The sequence below is a fragment of the Chitinophaga polysaccharea genome (assembly GCF_007829335.1).
GTDB lineage: Bacteria > Bacteroidota > Bacteroidia > Chitinophagales > Chitinophagaceae > Chitinophaga > Chitinophaga polysaccharea_B.
In genome coordinates this window covers 1,165,270-1,185,028 of sequence record NZ_VIWO01000001.1, presented here as the reverse complement: position 1 = coordinate 1,185,028, position 19,759 = coordinate 1,165,270, and the positions used below count along the sequence as shown (strand labels likewise).

15 protein-coding genes are annotated in these 19,759 nt (G+C 43.6%); 12 read left to right on the top strand and 3 right to left on the bottom strand.

The annotated features are described in order from the left end of the window. Window positions 1-13: 13 nt before the first annotated feature. The 7 genes from FHW36_RS05030 (at window position 14) to FHW36_RS05000 (ending at window position 10,069) form a co-directional block, all read left to right on the top strand. Complete coding sequence (locus FHW36_RS05030; RefSeq protein ID WP_145663206.1) at window positions 14-1,369, top strand: TolC family protein; 1,356 nt, start codon at window positions 14-16, stop codon at window positions 1,367-1,369. A 193-nt stretch (window positions 1,370-1,562) separates the two neighbouring features. After that, entirely contained in the window at window positions 1,563-2,153 is a 591-nt protein-coding gene (locus tag FHW36_RS05025; RefSeq protein ID WP_145663203.1) for a family 16 glycoside hydrolase, read from the top strand. A gap of 417 nt (window positions 2,154-2,570) precedes the next feature. Further along, window positions 2,571-2,813: a hypothetical protein gene (locus tag FHW36_RS05020; RefSeq protein WP_145663200.1), complete on the top strand. Its 243-nt coding sequence runs from the start codon at window positions 2,571-2,573 to the stop codon at window positions 2,811-2,813. Window positions 2,814-3,557: 744 nt separating this feature from the next. Beyond that, window positions 3,558-5,381, top strand: a complete 1,824-nt coding sequence (locus FHW36_RS05015) for a type VI secretion system Vgr family protein (protein ID WP_145663197.1) — start codon at window positions 3,558-3,560, stop codon at window positions 5,379-5,381. 12 nt (window positions 5,382-5,393) lie between these two features. After that, window positions 5,394-5,582, top strand: coding sequence for a hypothetical protein (locus FHW36_RS05010; RefSeq protein ID WP_145663194.1), 189 nt, complete (start codon window positions 5,394-5,396; stop codon window positions 5,580-5,582). A 35-nt stretch (window positions 5,583-5,617) separates the two neighbouring features. Next, window positions 5,618-8,923: a PAAR-like protein gene (locus FHW36_RS05005; protein ID WP_145663191.1), complete on the top strand. Its 3,306-nt coding sequence runs from the start codon at window positions 5,618-5,620 to the stop codon at window positions 8,921-8,923. Window positions 8,924-8,929: 6 nt separating this feature from the next. After that, the gene (locus FHW36_RS05000; RefSeq protein ID WP_145663188.1) at window positions 8,930-10,069 is read left to right on the top strand and encodes a hypothetical protein; all 1,140 of its coding nucleotides are present in this window, start codon (window positions 8,930-8,932) and stop codon (window positions 10,067-10,069) included. Window positions 10,070-10,130: 61 nt separating this feature from the next. Here FHW36_RS05000 and FHW36_RS04995 read toward each other — a convergent pair whose 3' ends face one another. Next, entirely contained in the window at window positions 10,131-10,862 is a 732-nt protein-coding gene (locus FHW36_RS04995) for a carboxypeptidase-like regulatory domain-containing protein (RefSeq protein WP_145663185.1), read from the bottom strand. A gap of 162 nt (window positions 10,863-11,024) precedes the next feature. Here FHW36_RS04995 and prs point away from each other — a divergent pair, with 162 nt between their 5' ends. The 5 genes from prs to FHW36_RS04970 all read left to right on the top strand — a co-directional run bounded on the left by prs (window position 11,025) and on the right by FHW36_RS04970 (window position 18,468). Beyond that, window positions 11,025-11,957, top strand: coding sequence for a ribose-phosphate diphosphokinase (gene prs, locus FHW36_RS04990; protein WP_145663181.1), 933 nt, complete (start codon window positions 11,025-11,027; stop codon window positions 11,955-11,957). A gap of 88 nt (window positions 11,958-12,045) precedes the next feature. Then, window positions 12,046-12,492, top strand: coding sequence for a GNAT family N-acetyltransferase (locus FHW36_RS04985; RefSeq protein WP_145663177.1), 447 nt, complete (start codon window positions 12,046-12,048; stop codon window positions 12,490-12,492). A 133-nt stretch (window positions 12,493-12,625) separates the two neighbouring features. Next, the gene (locus tag FHW36_RS04980; protein WP_186452307.1) at window positions 12,626-16,138 is read left to right on the top strand and encodes a SusC/RagA family TonB-linked outer membrane protein; all 3,513 of its coding nucleotides are present in this window, start codon (window positions 12,626-12,628) and stop codon (window positions 16,136-16,138) included. Between the two features lie 11 nt (window positions 16,139-16,149). Continuing rightward, window positions 16,150-17,643 (top strand): SusD/RagB family nutrient-binding outer membrane lipoprotein, encoded by a 1,494-nt coding sequence (locus tag FHW36_RS04975; RefSeq protein ID WP_145663172.1) that lies wholly within the window; start codon window positions 16,150-16,152, stop codon window positions 17,641-17,643. Window positions 17,644-17,751: 108 nt separating this feature from the next. Beyond that, window positions 17,752-18,468 (top strand): DUF2490 domain-containing protein, encoded by a 717-nt coding sequence (locus FHW36_RS04970; protein WP_145663169.1) that lies wholly within the window; start codon window positions 17,752-17,754, stop codon window positions 18,466-18,468. A gap of 71 nt (window positions 18,469-18,539) precedes the next feature. Here FHW36_RS04970 and FHW36_RS04965 read toward each other — a convergent pair whose 3' ends face one another. Further along, window positions 18,540-19,028, bottom strand: coding sequence for a YcxB family protein (locus tag FHW36_RS04965; protein ID WP_145663166.1), 489 nt, complete (start codon window positions 19,026-19,028; stop codon window positions 18,540-18,542). Between the two features lie 21 nt (window positions 19,029-19,049). Beyond that, window positions 19,050-19,550 (bottom strand): hypothetical protein, encoded by a 501-nt coding sequence (locus FHW36_RS04960; RefSeq protein WP_145663164.1) that lies wholly within the window; start codon window positions 19,548-19,550, stop codon window positions 19,050-19,052. Between the last annotated feature and the right edge of the window lie 209 nt (window positions 19,551-19,759).

Here is a 19,759-nt window from a genome sequence, read left to right as displayed (position 1 = left end):
CGCTACTGATTGCATGAACAAGATGAAGCTATCTATGATGATAAATATAAAGAAGCAGTACTTATGTCTACTGCTGATACTGATAAGCGCCACCAGTCTCAAGGCCCAGCAACAGATACTTACGCTGGAGCAGGCCATTGATGTGACGCTCAAGAATAATTTTGATATCCGGCTAGCCAGGAATACCGCGGAACTTTCTGCTAATGACTACGCCTACTCGAATTTTGCTTTCGTGCCCCGCCTGAATGCCACTGCCGGTACTACCTGGAACAGTACCGCTACCAAACAGGAATTCGTAAATGGTACCAAGAGAGATACCAGTGGCATCAAAGGCAATAATATTAGCGGCAACGTAACATTAAGCTGGACCTTGTTCGATGGGTTGAAAATGTTTGCCACACGCAATAAATTACAATCTATCCGCGACCTGGGAGAACTGGCCATCAAAAACCAGGTGCAAAATTCCATAGCCACTATTATTAATGGCTATTATAATATTGTACAACAGAAGCAACAGCTGAAGGCCCTGGCAGAACAAATGTCGATTTCAGAAGAGCGGGTAAAATTATCAGATGCTAAATTCAGCACTGGGCTTGCGCCTAAAACCGACCTGCTGCAATCCAAGGTAGACCTGAATGCCCAAAAAGCAATGTATCTCCGCCAGCAAACATTGATAGAAGAAAGTAAAGGGTTGCTCAATCAACTCATGGCAGTTCCCGCCGGTGCTATCGGTTACGATGTGATAGATTCCATTCCCCTGAATAGTGGCTTGTCCTTTTCCCTGTTGCAGCAAAACATTGCCAATAATAATACCGCGATAAAAGTGCAACAGCAAAATGTGAATATATCGGCGCTTGCCATTAAAGAACATCGCGCGGATTATTTCCCGGTAATATCATTCAATTCAGGCTACAACTATAACCGGAATACTTCCAATGCAGCCTCTAATGCGTTTAGTCCAAAATTCAACCGTAACGCTGTTTTCAACTATGGGCTCACCGCTGCCATACCTATCTTCAACGGGTTTAATGTGAAGAGACAGGTACAAAATGCGAAGATTGATTTCGATTTCCAGAACATTACCCTGGATAATATAAAATCGCAGGTAGATTTGTCACTCAACAACGCATTCAAAGACTACGAATACTATAAAAAGCAAGTCGCGCTGGAAGAAGAAACCAATGACCTGGCGCATGAAAATGCGATGGTAGCCCTCGAACGCTTTAAGCAAGGCGTGTCTACTATCCTGGAAGTGAAGATTGCACAACAGAGCCTGGAGGATTCATTCTATCGTTTAATACAGGCGCGTTATAATGCCAAGCTGGCGGAAACGCAGTTAGGCCTTTTAAATGGATCATTATTGCAATAAAATACAATTACCAACCTTTTACAGCGAAGCGGTATCATTTGGTACCGCTTTTCTTTTTAAAGACATGTACGGCGATGAACAGCAAGTGTATCGCCGGCGAACACATTATAATAAATAAATTACAATATAGATTAGTTATCAACAAAATTTGTCACGGCATGATTTTATAAAAAGCACTATAAACCTAATCATCATGTATCGCCATCTTAGTATCGCTGTAACCTGTTTTTTATTGCTTACCAGTACCTGTTTTGCTCAACAACTCCGTTTAGTGAATCGTTCGCTGATAAAAGATTCCGTTATTCATCTCAATAAAGCAGACGGTCCTGGAGTAGCGTGGATTAGCCATCAGGAATTTTCAAATGGTATTATAGAGTTCGATGTAAAAGGAAAGAATGTGTTGCAGCAAAGCTTTGTAGGTCTTGCCTTTCATGGTCAGAATGATTCTACTTATGATGCTGTTTATTTTCGCCCATTTAACTTCCAGGTACCGGAGCGGGGAAGAAGATCCCATTCCGTGCAATACATTTCCCTTCCTAAATATGATTGGTTTACGTTAAGAGATCAATATCCCGGTAAATATGAAAATGAAGTTGACACGGCTACCGATCCAGATAAGTGGTTTCACGTTAAACTCGTCATTGAATTCCCCGAAATAACAGCTTATGTAAACGGGAAGAAATGTTTATCCGTTACACAGATTAGCACCCTTAAAACAGGTATGGTAGGGTATTGGGTAGGCAATGGTTCTTCGGGAGAATGGAGAAATATTTCCTTCAAATAAAATTGTTGATTGTTAATTTAGAAGTTAGGCTTTAAGAGCGTTGGCGCTTAAGGCCTTTTTAGTTGCCTTCATATAACGAGCATAATCTCCTATGCCGGCCAAACGGTCAATCTTACTAAGCGCACCTTTCCTCGCTGGCAACAATACCAGGCACAACCTGCTGCACGATGCATAGTCATAGGTTCATATGCAAACATGCAAACAAATCTCCTTTATCTCCTTTATCACCTTTATCGTCTTCAAAGCCGGCGTCAATTCACGTACCCTTTCCATTATACAGTGAACATAACTTTCCTCACCAGCCATTAGCCGATATTATAGACAACAAAACGCACAACTCCTCTCATCGTCTTCGAAGCCGATGTCACTTCGTGTGAATTCGCTGTTACACCGCGGGCACAATTTTCCGTGCCGATAATGCAACCGTTATCAACATATAACAATACTTATCCTCACTGGCGCAACACCAATGACACCTTCTATAACCTCCTCCTTTACGTCGGGGACATACCGTTCCTCATCGACTATAACGCCAACGGCTATCTGTATGCCCGCCTGCATTATATCGGAAGCATAGCTTCTCATGCCGGTTATGCTAACCAACAATCAACTCGGAATTATTTCGTAGCACTCCCGGGCCACGGGTCAGGTAATACCTAAGCAGTTATCTCCAATAACAATGAGGTCTGTCCCGCCAGGAAAACCTACCATTATACGGCTGTACTGCCATAGTTATCCCTTACCCAATACCAGCCGGAAGGTCAGCTACGATTGAGTTTACAAACCGCATGAAATAAAATATTTTGTTCGCTACAATTCCCCGATTGTATACAATGCTCATCTAGTCAACAAATTCTTCCCGTAGTCATCTTAATTTCCCTATTGCCAGTACAGCTTCCTTTTAATTACTTTTAGAAAAATAATCAGCATGCTCCTGGCATCCTGGTATTATCCAGCATCCCATAGCATCAAAAACCAAGTTGCGCTAAAGTCTTAATTACAGCACAATTCAGCCTTTACCAATTACATTTACTAACAGATGGAAGTACGTTGCGATAATAGATTTGCTTACTCGATTTTGGTTTATCACAACAAATGAAGAGAATCGCTCTCAGAATATTTATCCAAAGTTAATTTTTTTTCAATAAAAAAAATGATGGTCGATAAAAAAATCCGGCTTCATACTAATACCAATGAGCCACCAAACGCAATACGATAAATGGATTCAAAAGACAGCATCAAAAATTAAATGAAATAAATACAGTTTTTAAAATATTTTTTTTAGGTAGGATTCTTAATTATTTTTTCTCAATTCAAATTTATTACATAATTTTCAACCCGATTTATAACCTAGCAAGGTTAACCCCGCCAAAAACCTTCCTGAAAAACTTCAAACCCCACGCCATGAAGCTAAATACTGTAACTACCATATCTATAGACAAAATGAAACTCAGACAATTTCAGTTTCTGCATTTGAAACAATCCATGGAAAAGCATCATGAATTTGAATTAGGTATTGGATACGACTGGCTATCGGTTTATGGATCCAACCCGGTAACAGCTGGAAAATACTTACTTGGAAAAGAAGTGAGCATATGCATCCAACCTGTTGAACTGGCAGGAAAATTCAATCCTTTGTTATTTAACGGCATTATCACCAATATCAGTGCAGGTAAAGAACAGAATGGAAATACAGGCAGTTGTATATTACAGGGCAATAGCCCCACCATCTTTCTATCAGGCAATCCACACACCCAATCATTTGAGCAGCTGGCCTTATCATCCATTGTCAACACCATTATCAAAAACTGTTACCCCTTTTCTGTTGAATGCCTGGTAAATCCCATCTTTACCCACACATTGAAATATGTGGTACAATACAAAGAGACAGGGTTTGATTTTCTTCATCGTATTTCCCAGCGATATGGAGAACACTTCTTCTACAATGGGCAACAAATTATATTTGGGAAATATAGACCTCAAAAAACAAGTCTCACGCACCAAACAGATCTGGCGTCATTTCAGATCAACTGCAGAATTTTACCGGGTAGCCAGCTGTTGCAAGCCTATGAATATAGGCGTCCGCAGGTCATAGCATCGGAGGTATTACAGCAACCCGTTCAAAGTTCCAATAATTATACCCGGCACCTCCATGCCTTGAGTAAAAAGTTTTACCATCATACAGCTACCTATAATATTCCATTTGCATTCAGCAGCCATGCGGCCATGGAGTTATCTTTGCTTTCGCAGCAATATCAGCAACGATTGCTCTCCCAAATGGTGCTACTTAACGGCGCCAGTACCAATACAGGGCTTCGGCTGGGCGATACCGTCAGCATACAGGAAACCTTACTCCACCGGGAAGAATATGGCGAATTCTTATTGACCGCCATTGAGCACCATTGCAATGGAAATGGGGATTATTACAACGCTTTCGAAGGCATTCCCGCCGATCTGAATCCCGCTCTCAGAAAATCTCTCAACATGCCCCGCTGTGAGGCGCAAAGTGCAGTCGTAATCGACAACAATGACCCTAAAGGGCTGGGAAGGATACGCGTAAGATTCAACTGGCAGAAAGGCGGCACTCCGTGGATCAGGTTCCATCAACCCCATGGCGGCGCCAATAAAGGATTTTATTTTATCCCTGAAATAAATGAAGAAGTATGGGTAGACTTCGAAGGAGGAAATCCAGAGGCACCTTATGCCACGGGATGCGCCTATAACGGAGCTGCCAAAACAAATGAAGGAGACGACCAAAACAACATAAAAGTAATTAAAACCCGTAGTGGCCATATTATACGATTGGACGACACCGATGGCAACGAAAATATTATCATATCCGACAAAGGTGGTAATACCCTTATCATGAATACAAAGGCCCAAAGCATTTCCCTCTCTGCTCCCGAAAACATAAAAATCACCGCCCGCAACATCGGCATACAGGCTACCGAAAATATTGATATAAATGCCGGCATACACCAGCATCATACCGCTGGCATGAACATCCTGCATACAGCCGGCGATGGCATCAACCAATATGCCCTCAACGACTACCGGTTAACCGCCACTAACATTGTTAAAATAGCAAGGGAAAATATCCATGTACAAGCACGAGAAATGGAAAAGAATGCAGAAGAAATAAACATCCACAGCACTAAAGAAGATATGCATATTTCATCAGGAAAAACCGTCACTATTAAAAGCGCAGAGAAATCTATCATACACTAAAACATTAACCATATGAATAACAATTCCACAGGAAAACTATCTATTATCTGTAAAAGATATACAGAAAACTGCAGAAGCATCCACTGGAATTCCCATGGACCATTGACGCTCTATGCCATCAAATCTATTGTTATCCACGGAAAACAAACCGGGATAAGGTTTATCAAAAACAGTACTGCAACGCAAACACGGGAAGCGTAACGCGTTCAACTATCATACACTTGTAAAACTATAAGATGGCTGACAAACATTTTGTGGTACAGGGAGCGGTGTGCCAGTGTCGATTTGGTACTACCAACAGTAAACTCCAGGTGCTGAATACCAACGAATATATGAATGACCACTCCGGCAACGCCAGACCCGTTGCCAGCAGTACAGAACTGGGAAATCCATTCATGCCCGCTACATTCGGACGTTGCAGTCTCACGCAAAACGCCTGCATACCAGCCGTTTCGCAATGGCGGGATACATTACCCCACATAGTGCTGGCTAACGATGGCAAAATACTCACGGAAAACAGCAAGGCATATTGTACCGTAGCCGGCATCCCCTGTATTACTATTACTCATCACGGTCAAACACCATCCCCTGCGACAAACGATACCAACGAAACTATCGTTGCATGTCATCCTGCGGAAATGACAACATCCATACCTTCTGATACTACCAACACTGCTGCCCCAGCGGCGCGAACCTGCAATAATCAACAAACGACAAAGTCTTTATTTCCAGAACAAAAACCAACTGTAGCATTTATTGTTAACCCCTTTGTTAACCATATCGTTAGACCCCGAACCTCCCTTAGTTTCCAGGCATCAGACATGATGTCCCCTGCTAAGCTGTCGTCTTCTTCTGCAGCTGCCACCCAATGGCACTTAAATGGTAAACAAGTGGGTATAGGCGCATCACTTATGCTTGATGGCCATACCCACTTTACCATTCCGGGGAAATACTGTATATCGGCACTGATAGACTTGCCTCCATCAAAACCGCAACAGGCCCGCAGGTATTTCGAAGTAAAAAACAATGAAATACAGGCAATAAAAGTAGATGGTTCCGATACCAACTGGATAGTAGGTAAACGCTATACATTAACAGCGCAAACATTAATGCCTTATGACGAAAACCTCGATGGTCCCATTATATGGAAACCCTACGGCGCAGGCCGCGACGTACACGAAAACGCATTTGTACCTCACGAGGGAGCATTTATGATTAGTGCCCGGTTAAAACAATCAGTACAAACAGTGGAAATAAACGCAGTATATGCTACTGTCACCCGATGGTGTTTTGTTGATCAGCAAAATATCTATAAGCCTCGGGCAGGATGGCAGGAAAATATCTATATCACTATTGTCAGCCCCGAAGCCGGTAACGAAGCGATTACCCTGCATCTGCTGCAAAGCACACCCGCAAACCGGATCTGTCACGTAAAGGCAATCGGTCAGGTAAAATTCGATGATACCGGTACGCTAACTGTAGCGATCAATACCAAAAATTTGAAGCCTATACTCACGGCATCTTCCTTCCAATGGGGTACCAGTAATTTATTATTCGCCATAGCACAAACAGAAGACAGCATACAGTTTGCTGGCATGAAAGTTATTTGCTGTCATGATAAAAAATATTGGCTTCCTCGAAAACAGCAGCAGTTAAGAGGAGCGGAAATGGGGAAATATCTCCAGGTAAAAGATGTGAAGGAAATAATATCTATACAGTTCTTCGACAGCCATCATGTACCGGCCTACAAGGTATATCCATACGGAGAGAAAATCACGGTACATATACAAACCAGCAACCTCTCGGAAGAAACCCTGTTATTTGAAATATGGGAAAACAAGTTCCAGGAAGAAGATATATGCCATTGCCGTAAGGAAATCCAGGTAAATGATAGTGAAACCTGCGATGTACTGATTAACACGCTTTCTCTTAAAACAGGGAAATTCCTGGAAGAACAGTGTTATCGCAGTTTCTACGTTGCGGTAAAAATATCTGCTACCAACAAATACCTGTATCCCGCTGAAATAGCTGATAACAACCTGTTAAACCCCGGCAGCATTAGCTACTACCAGCACATAAAGCTATCTGATGGTCTCCATGGGTTACTGAATAAATTTGCCGGTTCCAATGCCCAGGTAGTAGTGGGAGAAGCGCTGGGTGATGACGAGTTGCCGGAATGTCCCCGTTGTGAGGAAAATATCACCACTGCACAGCTGGAGAGAATATTTCCAAATGCCAGTAAAGCCTTGTTACTGCCTGTTGCAGGCATCTACAATAAGTATATGCAATTAACAGGAATGAACTCCTGCTGGAACAAAGCGCATTTTTTCGCACAGATCATTGTCGAGTGCGGTGGCAGTCTTAAAATAAAAGAAGGTGAAAATTTCAACTGGTATTGGGAAGACCTCCCTGCCAACTTTCGCGCTTTCAAAACCACTGAAGGTCGCAAAAAAGCAAAGGAGTGGGGACGCCAGGTGAAGAAACCTGCTCATCCAGGCGTCAGCCAGCAAAATATGCAGCACATCGCTAATTATGCTTATGGCCCCGGATCTGCTAAAGGTAAATCACTGGGCAATACCGTTGCCGGCGATGGCTGGAACTTCAGAGGGCGAGGGCTGATACAGATAACTGGCAGGGAAGCATATGCCTACGCCAACAACTACACGATAAAGGAACAAGCAGATGTGATAGCCCATCCCGACCTCGTAGCCAGCAACATGAAGATTGCCACCCTATCAGCCATGGCGTTCTGGGTGTCAAAAGGGCTGCCTTTGATTGCCAATAGCAGCAGGAACGCAACAATCGCCGTTAGTCAACAGGTCGGCAAAGAAATAGTTGTTAATGGCAAAAGCAATCATAGTGAAAAACAACATGCTTTTGATAACGCTACGTCCCTGGCATTCCATGTTCGCAGATGCCGCTATAAAACCGTCAGTACTGAAATGACGAACCGCTACTGTATCGACACCGACACCTTTACCTACAAGCTGGTTCGCCATAACCCGGCTAGCAACAAATATCAGTATGATGTATACGTTTCCCGTAACCTGGTTCGTACCTATATAGTCGAAAAAAATCGCTGTCACTTGCTGCCCTTCCCCGAAACTGGCCCTAACTGGGGCCGGTATGGGCAGCGGGACAAAGGCGGAGATAACTACATAGCCCCGGAAATAGCAGCACCACTATTCGGCTTCTTCTATTCGCTTCCCAAAAACGGTTACAAAGACAAGCTATACTTCAATGATATTTCCGCAGCTGATAAAAGAAATATCGGGCATAAGGGACATATAGATGGGAATGATATAGACATCCGGTATCCAGGAAGCTCTAATAAATCAGGAGAAGTGCTTTGGAGTGAGGCGATGAAGGTATATAAAAGTGAGAACGATTTTATCAGCGTATTGGAAAATATTCTCGAAGTCGCCAGGAAATGGGGATTTACCAATAATTATGCTTTTCGGGAACATATTAAAAATACCCTTAGTAAAGTTACAAGAGTACACCAAAATCATTTCCACATCGGATTAAGACAAAAAAAATGACTCCTTATGAAACCTTATCAAACATTCTCAATTATTATCACTGCTGTGTGTGCAGTTGGTTGTCATAACACTACTACCTCCAAAAACACGTCTTTAAGTCAAATAAGTTTATCCAACAACCAAAGCAAAATGTATACATCAAACATAGATTCCATAAAACAAGTATATCAATTACAAGACCATCTGGAAGAAATAGAGGGCGATACAACACCACTCCATATCTATTCAGAAAGAGACGTAAATATTGCACTTCCCTTACTTGCTCAAGGCTTAAGGGATAGTGGTTTCAACGAAATCGACCAGAAAAGTTTCAAAAATAGACTACATGAAATATTCGGCGACATACTAAAATCAGAAAACGACAAAGTCAGAATACGAGATAAATTCTTAACAGTATTTGCTGAAAAAAAAAGCAACGAGGACCTTGAATTTGATTATACTATTGATAATTTCTTTATTCCAAAGGAACACTCGTTCATTACAACAGTTCCATTCCTGGGCGACTTTATAGAATTCGTGGATAGCAGCCATTATACTATTAAAGCGCTACAAAAATTTGTCGCGCTCAACAAATACCTCTTCAACAACAGCCAGCCCGATCTTGCCTATCTGCTCCAGGAAGATTCCCTCCTTTTAAAAACCCTCGTCACCTCTTTTGGCTATACAAAAGAACCTAAAATAAATGATCTTGTCATGAACGATTACTTCGATATGGAAGATGAAAGGAAACCGACAATAGGTAATATCATCTTCGTTAAAAATGCGCTGGGTGTATTGGAAATAAAAGAAGAATTGCTGAAATGGATCTTCCGGCATACTGCTGCCCACGACCACCAGCTCCTCGATGCACTGGATAAATATGCAAACATGCTATATGACAACAGGCCTAATGAGATATTTACCCACCAGCCGTACGATCTATTCACCCTCAATGAAAAAAGAAAAATTGTTGCTTATATCGCTATTGTTTACGAACCGCTCTTTCATAAATTCCTGGGAGCGTTAAATAGCAACTGGCCTGATTTTTCTGTACTGGAGCGGATCATTCAAAAAGACCCTGGGCTAAGAGACTATATCCGGCAACAACATTATTATTCGCTTGAAAGTTTAAAAAAAATAATCGAATCGTCAGACTACGATTTATAACAACCCAATGCGTACTAACAAAAAAAAACGCGCCAGGTGTTTTCACCCGGCGCTATTATTCTTAAGGTTCTTTCTTATCCTGTTTCTTTCTCTGGTATTCCTCAAAAGATTGCTTGATATACAAGAGCAGGTCATAATCCGACGCAGTGTTGAGGAACTGGTACCCTGGCCTGTATTCATGCATAAACGAATCCAGCTCAGGACTTTGCAGCTTGGTCATTTTTCCTACCAGCTCCGGGGAATACCGGTAGTCTATAAACTTTTCCTTTTCCCAGTATAACAACTGTTCATGAAATTGCTCTTTCCGCTTACGTACCTTGCTGGGCACCAGGTAAGTTAGTGCCGTAATAGGATTGGCAGGCAATGTTTTCAATACATCTACTGCGCCAGGCTTATGATAATTAAAATAACGGCCATACTCATCTCTCATAGCCAATGAATCTTTTTTATATCCTTTACCCGTTACATTTACCCCTTGCAGCTCAAACATGCGTTTTTGCATATACACATCCATAGTGGAAGACATGCCCGGGGTAATCAGTAGCTTGGTAGTATAACTCAACATAGAGAATTCGAGCGTATCTCCTGGTAACGACTCTATGTAAAACCGGCCGTTTTCATTACTGAGTACGCCGGTCATGGTCCTCTTGTTAACAATCGTAACAAAAGGCAATCCCGTTTTGGTTTCCTGATCTGCTACCATACCGGATAACCTCACCTGCGCGACAGTACCCTCTATGCTAATGAAAAAGAAGAAAAACAGTGCTCCTATATATGCTGTAATACGAATCATGAATGTGCTAATCTCTCAAATTTAATGCTCTACCCCTAAACGAAAAGTTAAAAAACAGGGCGTGTGCTAGTGCTAACCAACAAAAATATTAATTATCAACGTTATAAATATCCCTTCAATCACTTATTTTTACGATTATTACAGATTTATCGGGTAAATGTCATGCCACAGAAGATAGTTTTTGCTACACAACACTACCAGTATTTAAAAAACCGGATCCTTGATATTACAGGTCCATCCTGGGAAAACGGAGTACTGGACATCCGCGATTTCCCTGATGGAGAACACTATCACTGCATTTTAAGTAATGTCAGTAACAAGGAAGTTATTTTAATAGGCGGCACTATCGACGACAAAGAAACCCTGGAATTATACGACCTCGCCAGCGGCTGTGTACAGTTGGGCGCTTTCTCCCTCACCATTATCATCCCTTTCTTCGGATACTCTACCATGGAGCGGGCAGTAAAATATGGGGAAATTGTCAAAGCCAAAACACGCGCAGTACTGTTTTCATCGCTTCCTAATACTTCCCGTGGCAATAGGATTGTAATGATAGATCTGCATGTAGATGGAATTACCTGGTACTTTGAAAATGATGTTCGCCCTGTTCATCTATATGCAAAAGAACTGATAAAAGCGGCGGCCCTGGAACTCGCAGCAGGTCAGCCTTTTGTATTGGCCAGCACAGATGCCGGCAGAGCTAAATGGGTAGAATCACTCGCAAACGACTTGCATGTACCGGCAGCCTTCGTGTTTAAACGCCGCATCTCCGGCGATGAAACGGCCATCACCGGTATTAATGCCGACGTAAAAGGTAAAACCGTTATCATCTACGATGATATGATCCGTACCGGGGGCTCGCTCATTCATGCAGCCGAATCCTACCACGAAGCCGGCGCTGAAGAAATCTGTGTAATCACCACCCATGGCATATTTGCTGGAAATGGTTTCGATAAGATCAAAAAAAGCGGTCTCATAAAAAAGGTGGTGTGTACCGACACGCACCCTAATGCACTTACCATCAACGATGATATGCTGGAAGTAAAGTCCGTGAGCCAGCTGATCATCGATTATTTCCATTCACAGCACTCCTGAACCTGCTACAGAACAGCATTCAGCACCTACTTATCCAGCTCCCGGTCCAATTGCCTACCTTTAACATTCACTAACGTACCAGGCAAATATGCTGAATTTTCGTATACTCGAATACGGTAGTTGCGACTATCACACCATGCTCGACCTTCGCAATGAAGTGCTGCGCAAACCGCTGGGGCTCACCTTTTCGGATGAACAGCTGCAAAAAGAAATAAATGACATCTTTATTGCAGGCTTTACCACAGTGAATGACAAAGAAATGCTGGCAGGCTGCTGCATCCTCACACCCATCAGTGAAGATACCGTACAACTCAGGCAGATGGCCGTTTCGCCGGCCCTGCAGGGTAAAGGAGCAGGCAGTGAAATTATCATGTTTGCAGAAACCTATGCACGTAACAACAACTTCACCGTACTTACCATGCATGCCCGAAAAGAGGCCATAGGCTTCTATCTGAAGTTAAATTATGAAATCTGTGGAGAAGAATTTACAGAGGTGGGAATCCCACACTACGAAATGAGGAAAACGCTGAAATAATACTTTTTTTTCTTTTACAACCCATTGTAGAAGCCCTTTTGATTGTATTGTTATATTGATGGATAAGCAATATAATAACAGACAGTATAGGAATCCTGTCGAAAAAGTTTGTAACCAAATCTTTCATTATACAATGAGAAGCCATGTACTAGCCTGGTCGGGCCTGTGCTATGCCCTTTTCTGCTATACTTCCAGCAGCGCATACGCAAAACCCGAAGGGTACCTCACAGCCAGATCAGTACCGGCTGATACCACCGTTCCGGTAGTCATTAAGCCCGCTGCTGATACCAGTACCAAACCCAAACAGGATACCACTACTCCGGTAGTCATTAAACCTGCTGCAACAGATACCAGTAAACAGGATACCACCAGGAAACCCGCTACTGATACCACAAAACCCACTGCCAAACCTAAAGAGGATACTGCATTAATCCTCCCTCCGGATCCGGCTACCGCTAAAAGTGAAGTAGGTAAATTCCCGCTCAGCGGAACAGTGAAAGATGATAAAGGCACTCCTATTCCCGGCGCAGTGATCAGGAACAAAACGGCAAAACTGAATGCACAAACCGATCCTACAGGTAACTATACAATCAAGGCCGGCGTTGGCGATACCATCCTGGTAACTGCTCCCACCTTCGGCGAACAAACCATTCCCGTTACCAAAAGAGGCGCACTGGATATCAACATGGTACCTTCCAGCGCTACTAAAAAAGTGTTGGGAGAAGTGGTGGTAACCGCCCTTGGCATTAAAAAGAATCCCCGCTCTGTAGGTTATGCTATACAGGAAGTGAGCGGAAGCGCCGTACAGGAAGCTAAAGAAGTGAACTTTGTGAATGCCCTCTCCGGTAAAGTACCAGGGGTACAAATCAGTACCAATACGGGCTCTATGGGAGGTTCCAGCAAAATTACCATCCGTGGGGTTAAATCCATCCTCGGCGATAACAACGCCTTCTTCATCCTGGATGGCGTACCCATGATGAACAGCGTTACCAACCAGGGCGGACAACAAAACGGCGGCGGCGGCTATGACTACGGTAGCCCCCTCCAGGACATCAACCCGGAAGACATCGAAAATATATCTGTACTCAAAGGAGCAGCCGCTACTGCATTATACGGCAGCCGCGGCGCTAATGGCGTACTCCTCATCACTACCAAAAAACGCCCGGATAGCGAAAAAGGCATCGGTGTTACCTACAGCCTCAACGCACAGGTTGACCAGGTAGCCGTTCTCCCCAAATACCAAAACCAATATGGTGGCGGTAGTGCAGGTAGCTTCGATACACTTTACTATAACCAACACCCTGAAGGATTTCTGAATGAACAAAGTGCTACTTACGACGATAATAACGGGAAAGGCAGATATGACCTCCTTCCCAAATATGCAGTAGATGAATCCTGGGGCCCAAAACTGGATGGCCGCAAAATCCGCCCCTACTGGTCATGGGATAAAAACAAAAACAACCCGTTCTTCGGACAAACAGATACCTGGTCTCCACATCCAAACAACGTAAAAAACTTCTACAGAACAGGCTTTACGCTCACAAACAATATCTCCCTCGCTGGTAGCAACGATAAGGGTGGATTCCGCCTCTCGTACGGCAACATGGACCAGAGCTTCGTATTGCCCAATGCCACCAACAAACGGAATAACCTCTCGGTAAACGGAAACTATGAAGTGACGAAAGGAGTAAGAGCAGTTGCCTCCATTAACTACACTTCCCTCCGCGTAAAAGGTCGCCCCGGCACCGGTTTCACCGGCCCCAACCCAACCTTGCAGTTTACGATGTATGGTCAGCGTCAACTCGATATTGAAAAGGAAAAGAGATACAAATACGACGATGGTTCCCAGATTACCTGGAACCGTAAAGCCTGGAATGATCCAGGTATCTCTTCCAGCAATGGCCCATACTGGAACCGCTATATGGATTATGAAACGGATAGCCGCAACAGGTTGCACGGCTACGCAGGGGTAGATATAGATGCTACTAAATGGTTGAGCTTCTCTGGCCGCGTATTCATGGACGACTACAATACCCTGGAAGAAGAAAGAACCGCGCAGGACTACATACCAGGTACTTACATCAAACGCATCCGGACCTCCCGCGAAATGAACTACCAGGTAACCGCCGATATCAAAAAGAATTTCGGAACGGACCTGCAGTTAAATGCAACTGTGGGCGGTAACGTGATGCACAGGCTGTGGACTACTACCGGTGGCGTCACCAACGGAGGCTTCATTATCAAGGATATTTATAACCTGAATAACTCTATTCAAACAGCTACGCCAATAGATGAATATTACGAAAAACAAATTAACTCTGTATTCGCTACCGCCAACCTGGGATATAAAAACTTCCTGTTCCTCGATCTCACAGGTCGCAGCGACTGGACTTCCACCCTGCAGAAAGGCAACAACCAATACTTTTACCCGTCTGCGTCCCTGTCTTTCGTGTTCTCCGATCTGCTGAAAGAATGGAAATGGCTGTCATACGGTAAATTAAGAGGTAGCCTCGCTGCAGTAGGTAACGATGCCGATCCGTACCATAGCTTTAACACATTCGACTATATACCTCCATTCGGCGGTAATCCCATTGGCCAGTTCAATGCTACTTACAACAACATTGCATTGAAACCAGAACGTACCACGGAAGTGGAAACCGGTGTGGAATTGAAATTCCTGGATAATCGCGTTGGACTCGATCTTACCTACTACCGGCGCGTAACCAAAGATCAGATCATCACCCTGCCCGTTTCCGCGCCAAGCGGTTATCTTGGCGCCTATGTAAATGGAGGTAGTGTTGAAAACAAAGGGGTGGAAATTGGCTTAAACTTAAACCCGATCCGCCTGAGAGGTGGCTTCCGTTGGGATATTAATGCCAATATCGCGTTCAACCGCAACAAATTGCTGAACCTCAACATTCCGCAATACAACACCTCTCTGCCTATTCTGACAATTGGTACCGATCGCCGTACCCAGAAAGTGTCTGTGGTAGCGGAAGTAGGAGAGCCGTTGGGAACGCTCCGCGGTACGGATTACACCTACTTAAACGGGCAAAAAGTAGTAGACTCATTAGGTCGTTATGTGCCTTCCGCAATTCATAATATCGGTAACGCCTATCCGGACTATGTGGGAGGTATCACTAATACCTTCTCCTATAAAGGCTTCTACCTTTCTGCATTGGTCGATTTCCAGCATGGTGGCCAGTTCTTCTCGTACACTAACCTGTATGGAGAAAAATCAGGTTTGCTCGAAAGCACAGTAGCCAACAACATCCGCGAAACAGGTATCACGGTACCTGGTGTTACAGCAGACGGGAAGCCTAATCAAACCAAGATCTCTGCACAAGATCACTTCCAGTATAATGGAGGAAATGCCATCAGTACAGCCAATTTGTATGATGCCAGTTATATCTACCTGAGAGAAGCCAAACTGGGTTATAACCTGCCGGAATCCTGGTATAAAAAAATCGGGGCACAAAACGTAAGGGTATCCCTCTATGGTCGTAACCTGTGGTTGATCAAGTCCAATGCACCCAATGTGGATCCATCCAACATCCTCAACTCCGCCTCCAATATCCAGGGGATTGAAGGTGGTGCATTGCCTTCCCTCCGCTCTTATGGTATAAACCTGAATGTATCATTCTAAATTTTACGAAGATGACTAAGACGATTTTGAAATATAGTGGTGCATTACTCCTGACAGTCTCCCTGGCCATCTCCGGTTGTAAAAAACTGGATGATATGAACCGGGACCCTACCAAACCAAGTACCACAGAGCCACAATACTTGTTAACCGGCGCCCAGAAATCAGCCATGGATGTACTGTACAGCGGTTTACAGAATGGCTTCATCGCCATGCATTACGCACAATACTGGTCTGGCAATGCCAGGGTAGTAGATAGCCAGTACCAACTGGATGAGGGTAACAACGGTACCTTCTGGAATAACTTGTATAGGATATCGCTGCACGACCTCGATGCATTGATTAATATGAATAAGCCCAAGCTCAGTGAACCGGGCGTAGCTAATCAAACTGCCATTGCGCATATTATGCGCGCCTGGATCTTCCAGATATTGGCAGATACCTACGGCAATATTCCTTATTCACAGGCCTTCCAGAATACGACCAACATCGCTCCTGCATATGATGATGCAAAAACAGTATATAATTCCCTGATAGATATCCTTCAGGCACAGATCAAAGTGCTGGATGCCACCCAGACAAGTTTTAATACAGGAGATATTATCTATAAAGGGGATGTAGAAAGCTGGAAAAGGCTGGGACATTCACTACTGTTGCGTCTGGCTATCCGGATGGCAGATGCCGATCCGCAAAAGGCAAAGACCATCATTGAGGCCAACTATCAACAGGCCATCAGTTCCAATGATCAGTCAGCTCTATTCCAGTACCTCGCTGATGTACCCAACAGGTATCCGCAGAATGATGTAGATCGTCCTATCATCGATTTTGCAGTAAGCACCACCTTACTGGATTATATGAATAGCCTGAATGATCCCCGCCTGCCGATATATGCAAGGCCTACTGCAGATGGCAACGTGTTCAGGGGATTACCTTATGGATGGGCCACTTCAGATCCTGACCATAAAGGAGATACCTATTACTCAGCTCCCGGCAAAAAAGTGTATAGCGCTACTATGCCTGGTATCCTCATGAGCTATGCAGAAGTGGAGTTTATCCTGGCTGAAGCCGCGGCCCGGGGCATGACTGTAGGCGATGCTGCCACACATTATGCAAATGGTATCAAAGCATCTATGACCTGGTGGCGCGACGTTACCTCAAGCGCGTCTACCATTACAGATGCAGCGATCGATGCATATATCGCCAAAGTGCCTTATGTGGCTGCAGACTGGCGTAATGTAATAGGCACCCAGAAATGGCTGGCCCTCTACCCACAAGGATTCCAGGCATGGTTTGAAAGAACCAGGCTGAAATTCAAAAAACCAGGTGGTGCACCATTATTTATGGCGCCTAAATCAGGTGTGCTGGATAATAGTGTGAAAGACGGTGTACCATACCGCTTAACCTATCCTATCACCGAACAATCACAGAACACAGCCAATTACAATTCAGCTGCCACTGCCATAGGCGGCGATTTCAAAGGCACCAAACTGTGGTACAATAAATTCTGATACAACAATCAACTATAGCTAAACAACAATCTGCCGGCGCCTGCATCTGCAGGCGCTTTTTTTTACCCCCGATTAACTATCTTTAACCCCAACCTATATTCGGCATTTATGAGGAAACTACTGCTGGCTGCAGCCTTAATGGCTATTGCTCAATTAACGTTTGCGCAAAGCACTACACACACTTACCAACATTGGTATACTTATTTTGGCACCGCTAAGTTGAATAGCAGATGGGCCATCCCATTTGATGTACAACTTCGTATCAGAGATGGTATCAGCAACAAAGGCCAGTTATTGATGCGCGGCGGGTTACAATATTCGCTCACCAAACAGGACCACATATTATTAGGCTATGCCTTCGTTCCTACTTACAACGGGGTAAGCAACACCTGGCTTCCGGAACAACGTATCTTCGAACAGTATATTCATAAGGAGAAGAAAATAGATATGACCCATCGGCTAAGGCTGGAACAACGCTGGGTAGCCCAACCCTCACAACCCGGCCACCCGGATGCCATAGGCAACTGGAAATATGGTAACCGCTTCCGCTATTTCAATCGCACCCAGCTGGGCATTAAACATAAAAAAGAAGACACACCCTTCTATATAGCGCTACAGGATGAAATTTTTCTGAACCTCTGGGGAAATGATATCAGTAACCTACTTTTTGACCAAAACCGCTTCCTGGCAGCATTTGGCTATCAATTCAATACAAAACTAAAAGCAGATATCGGGTATATGAATCAATTAGTGCAAGCAGCGTCCGGTGCTAAAACAATGAACCATATCCTGCATTTCAGTGTATTTCAGACAATAGATTTTTAGGGAGAAGGCTGCCGGCAACAGCCTTCTCCGACGTTCCGGGATAATCCCCGTATATTCAGCAGGAAACAGGATTATTTATAGTGATTGAATTTTTCCTTCAACACATCGGCAAAATTCTTATATGCCTCTTCTGTCTTAAAGGCGCTGGTAGGAATAAGGAAGAAAGTTTTTTTATCCCGGTATAAAAAGAAGAATTTCTTGGTTTCTACTACCTGGGAAAAATTACTCCAGCTGATAGCCCGCTGATGATCGCTGCCCCTGGTGGAGATCAGGATGCCTTCATCAGAATATTTCAGTTGGATACTATCCTTAAATGTAGCAGCTTTATTATAGATAGAAACGGGTAGGAGATACCAGAACACCCAGCCTAAAACCAGTACCATTAACACGATACCAGTAAGCGCCCCGGGCGTTACCACCTTAAAGAAAAAACCTGTCAGGGTGGCTAATAGCAATATAATGAGTGTATTGCGGAAGACTTTTATCTCTCCTCTTTGCGTAAAATGATAGCGCAATGCATGTAACACTTCTCCCTTGTCATAACTGAACTCTAAATGCATGCTGGCCTGGCAAAACGAATTTTATCTATTAACTGAAATCGACATAGGATTATCCATTTCATCACGCACAGTAACAGGTGCCTCTTTCTTCCGGTTGCGTTTTACGTTGGATAGGTCGTCTTCGCCAAAACCTGGGAAGTTCTTTTTGATGAATAGAAAATATTGCTGTAAGGTCTTTGGATCCACTTTAAATGGAAACGCCAACTCCTTACCACTTCCTTTCAGGAAGTCGTTTGTATTTAATTTGGTTTCGTTTTGTAAATACCACTTGTATAAATCCACAATAGCTTTTTCCAACTCTGCTTCATCCACTTTTTCTGCCGTCTCTACCCGTGGAAACATTAACACAAACTCTTCTACCCGTACAGGCTTTGTATTATTTGTGTTTTTGGAATTATTACGGTTATCGTTGTTGTCACCGTTTTTATCTCCATTATTATCCCCGTTCTTGAAACCAGTGCTGGCATTTGCTGATGTGGCTGCGGCCAAGATAACCAACAGCATTAACAACAGCTTTTTCATAAGGTGTCAAATTTTCGAGTCTAAAAATACAATTATATTTTGAGATTTCTAGTAGATTATAAAATATGCGTAAAAACCCCTGAAAAAAACAAAAGCAATGGACGAACCATTGCTTTCGAGAGTCATTTACAGTGCATGAAGAGTCATGCGGTGTAGGAATATTTGGTTTTTCATAGGACAGTAACCATAATAAAAATTAATACAATAAC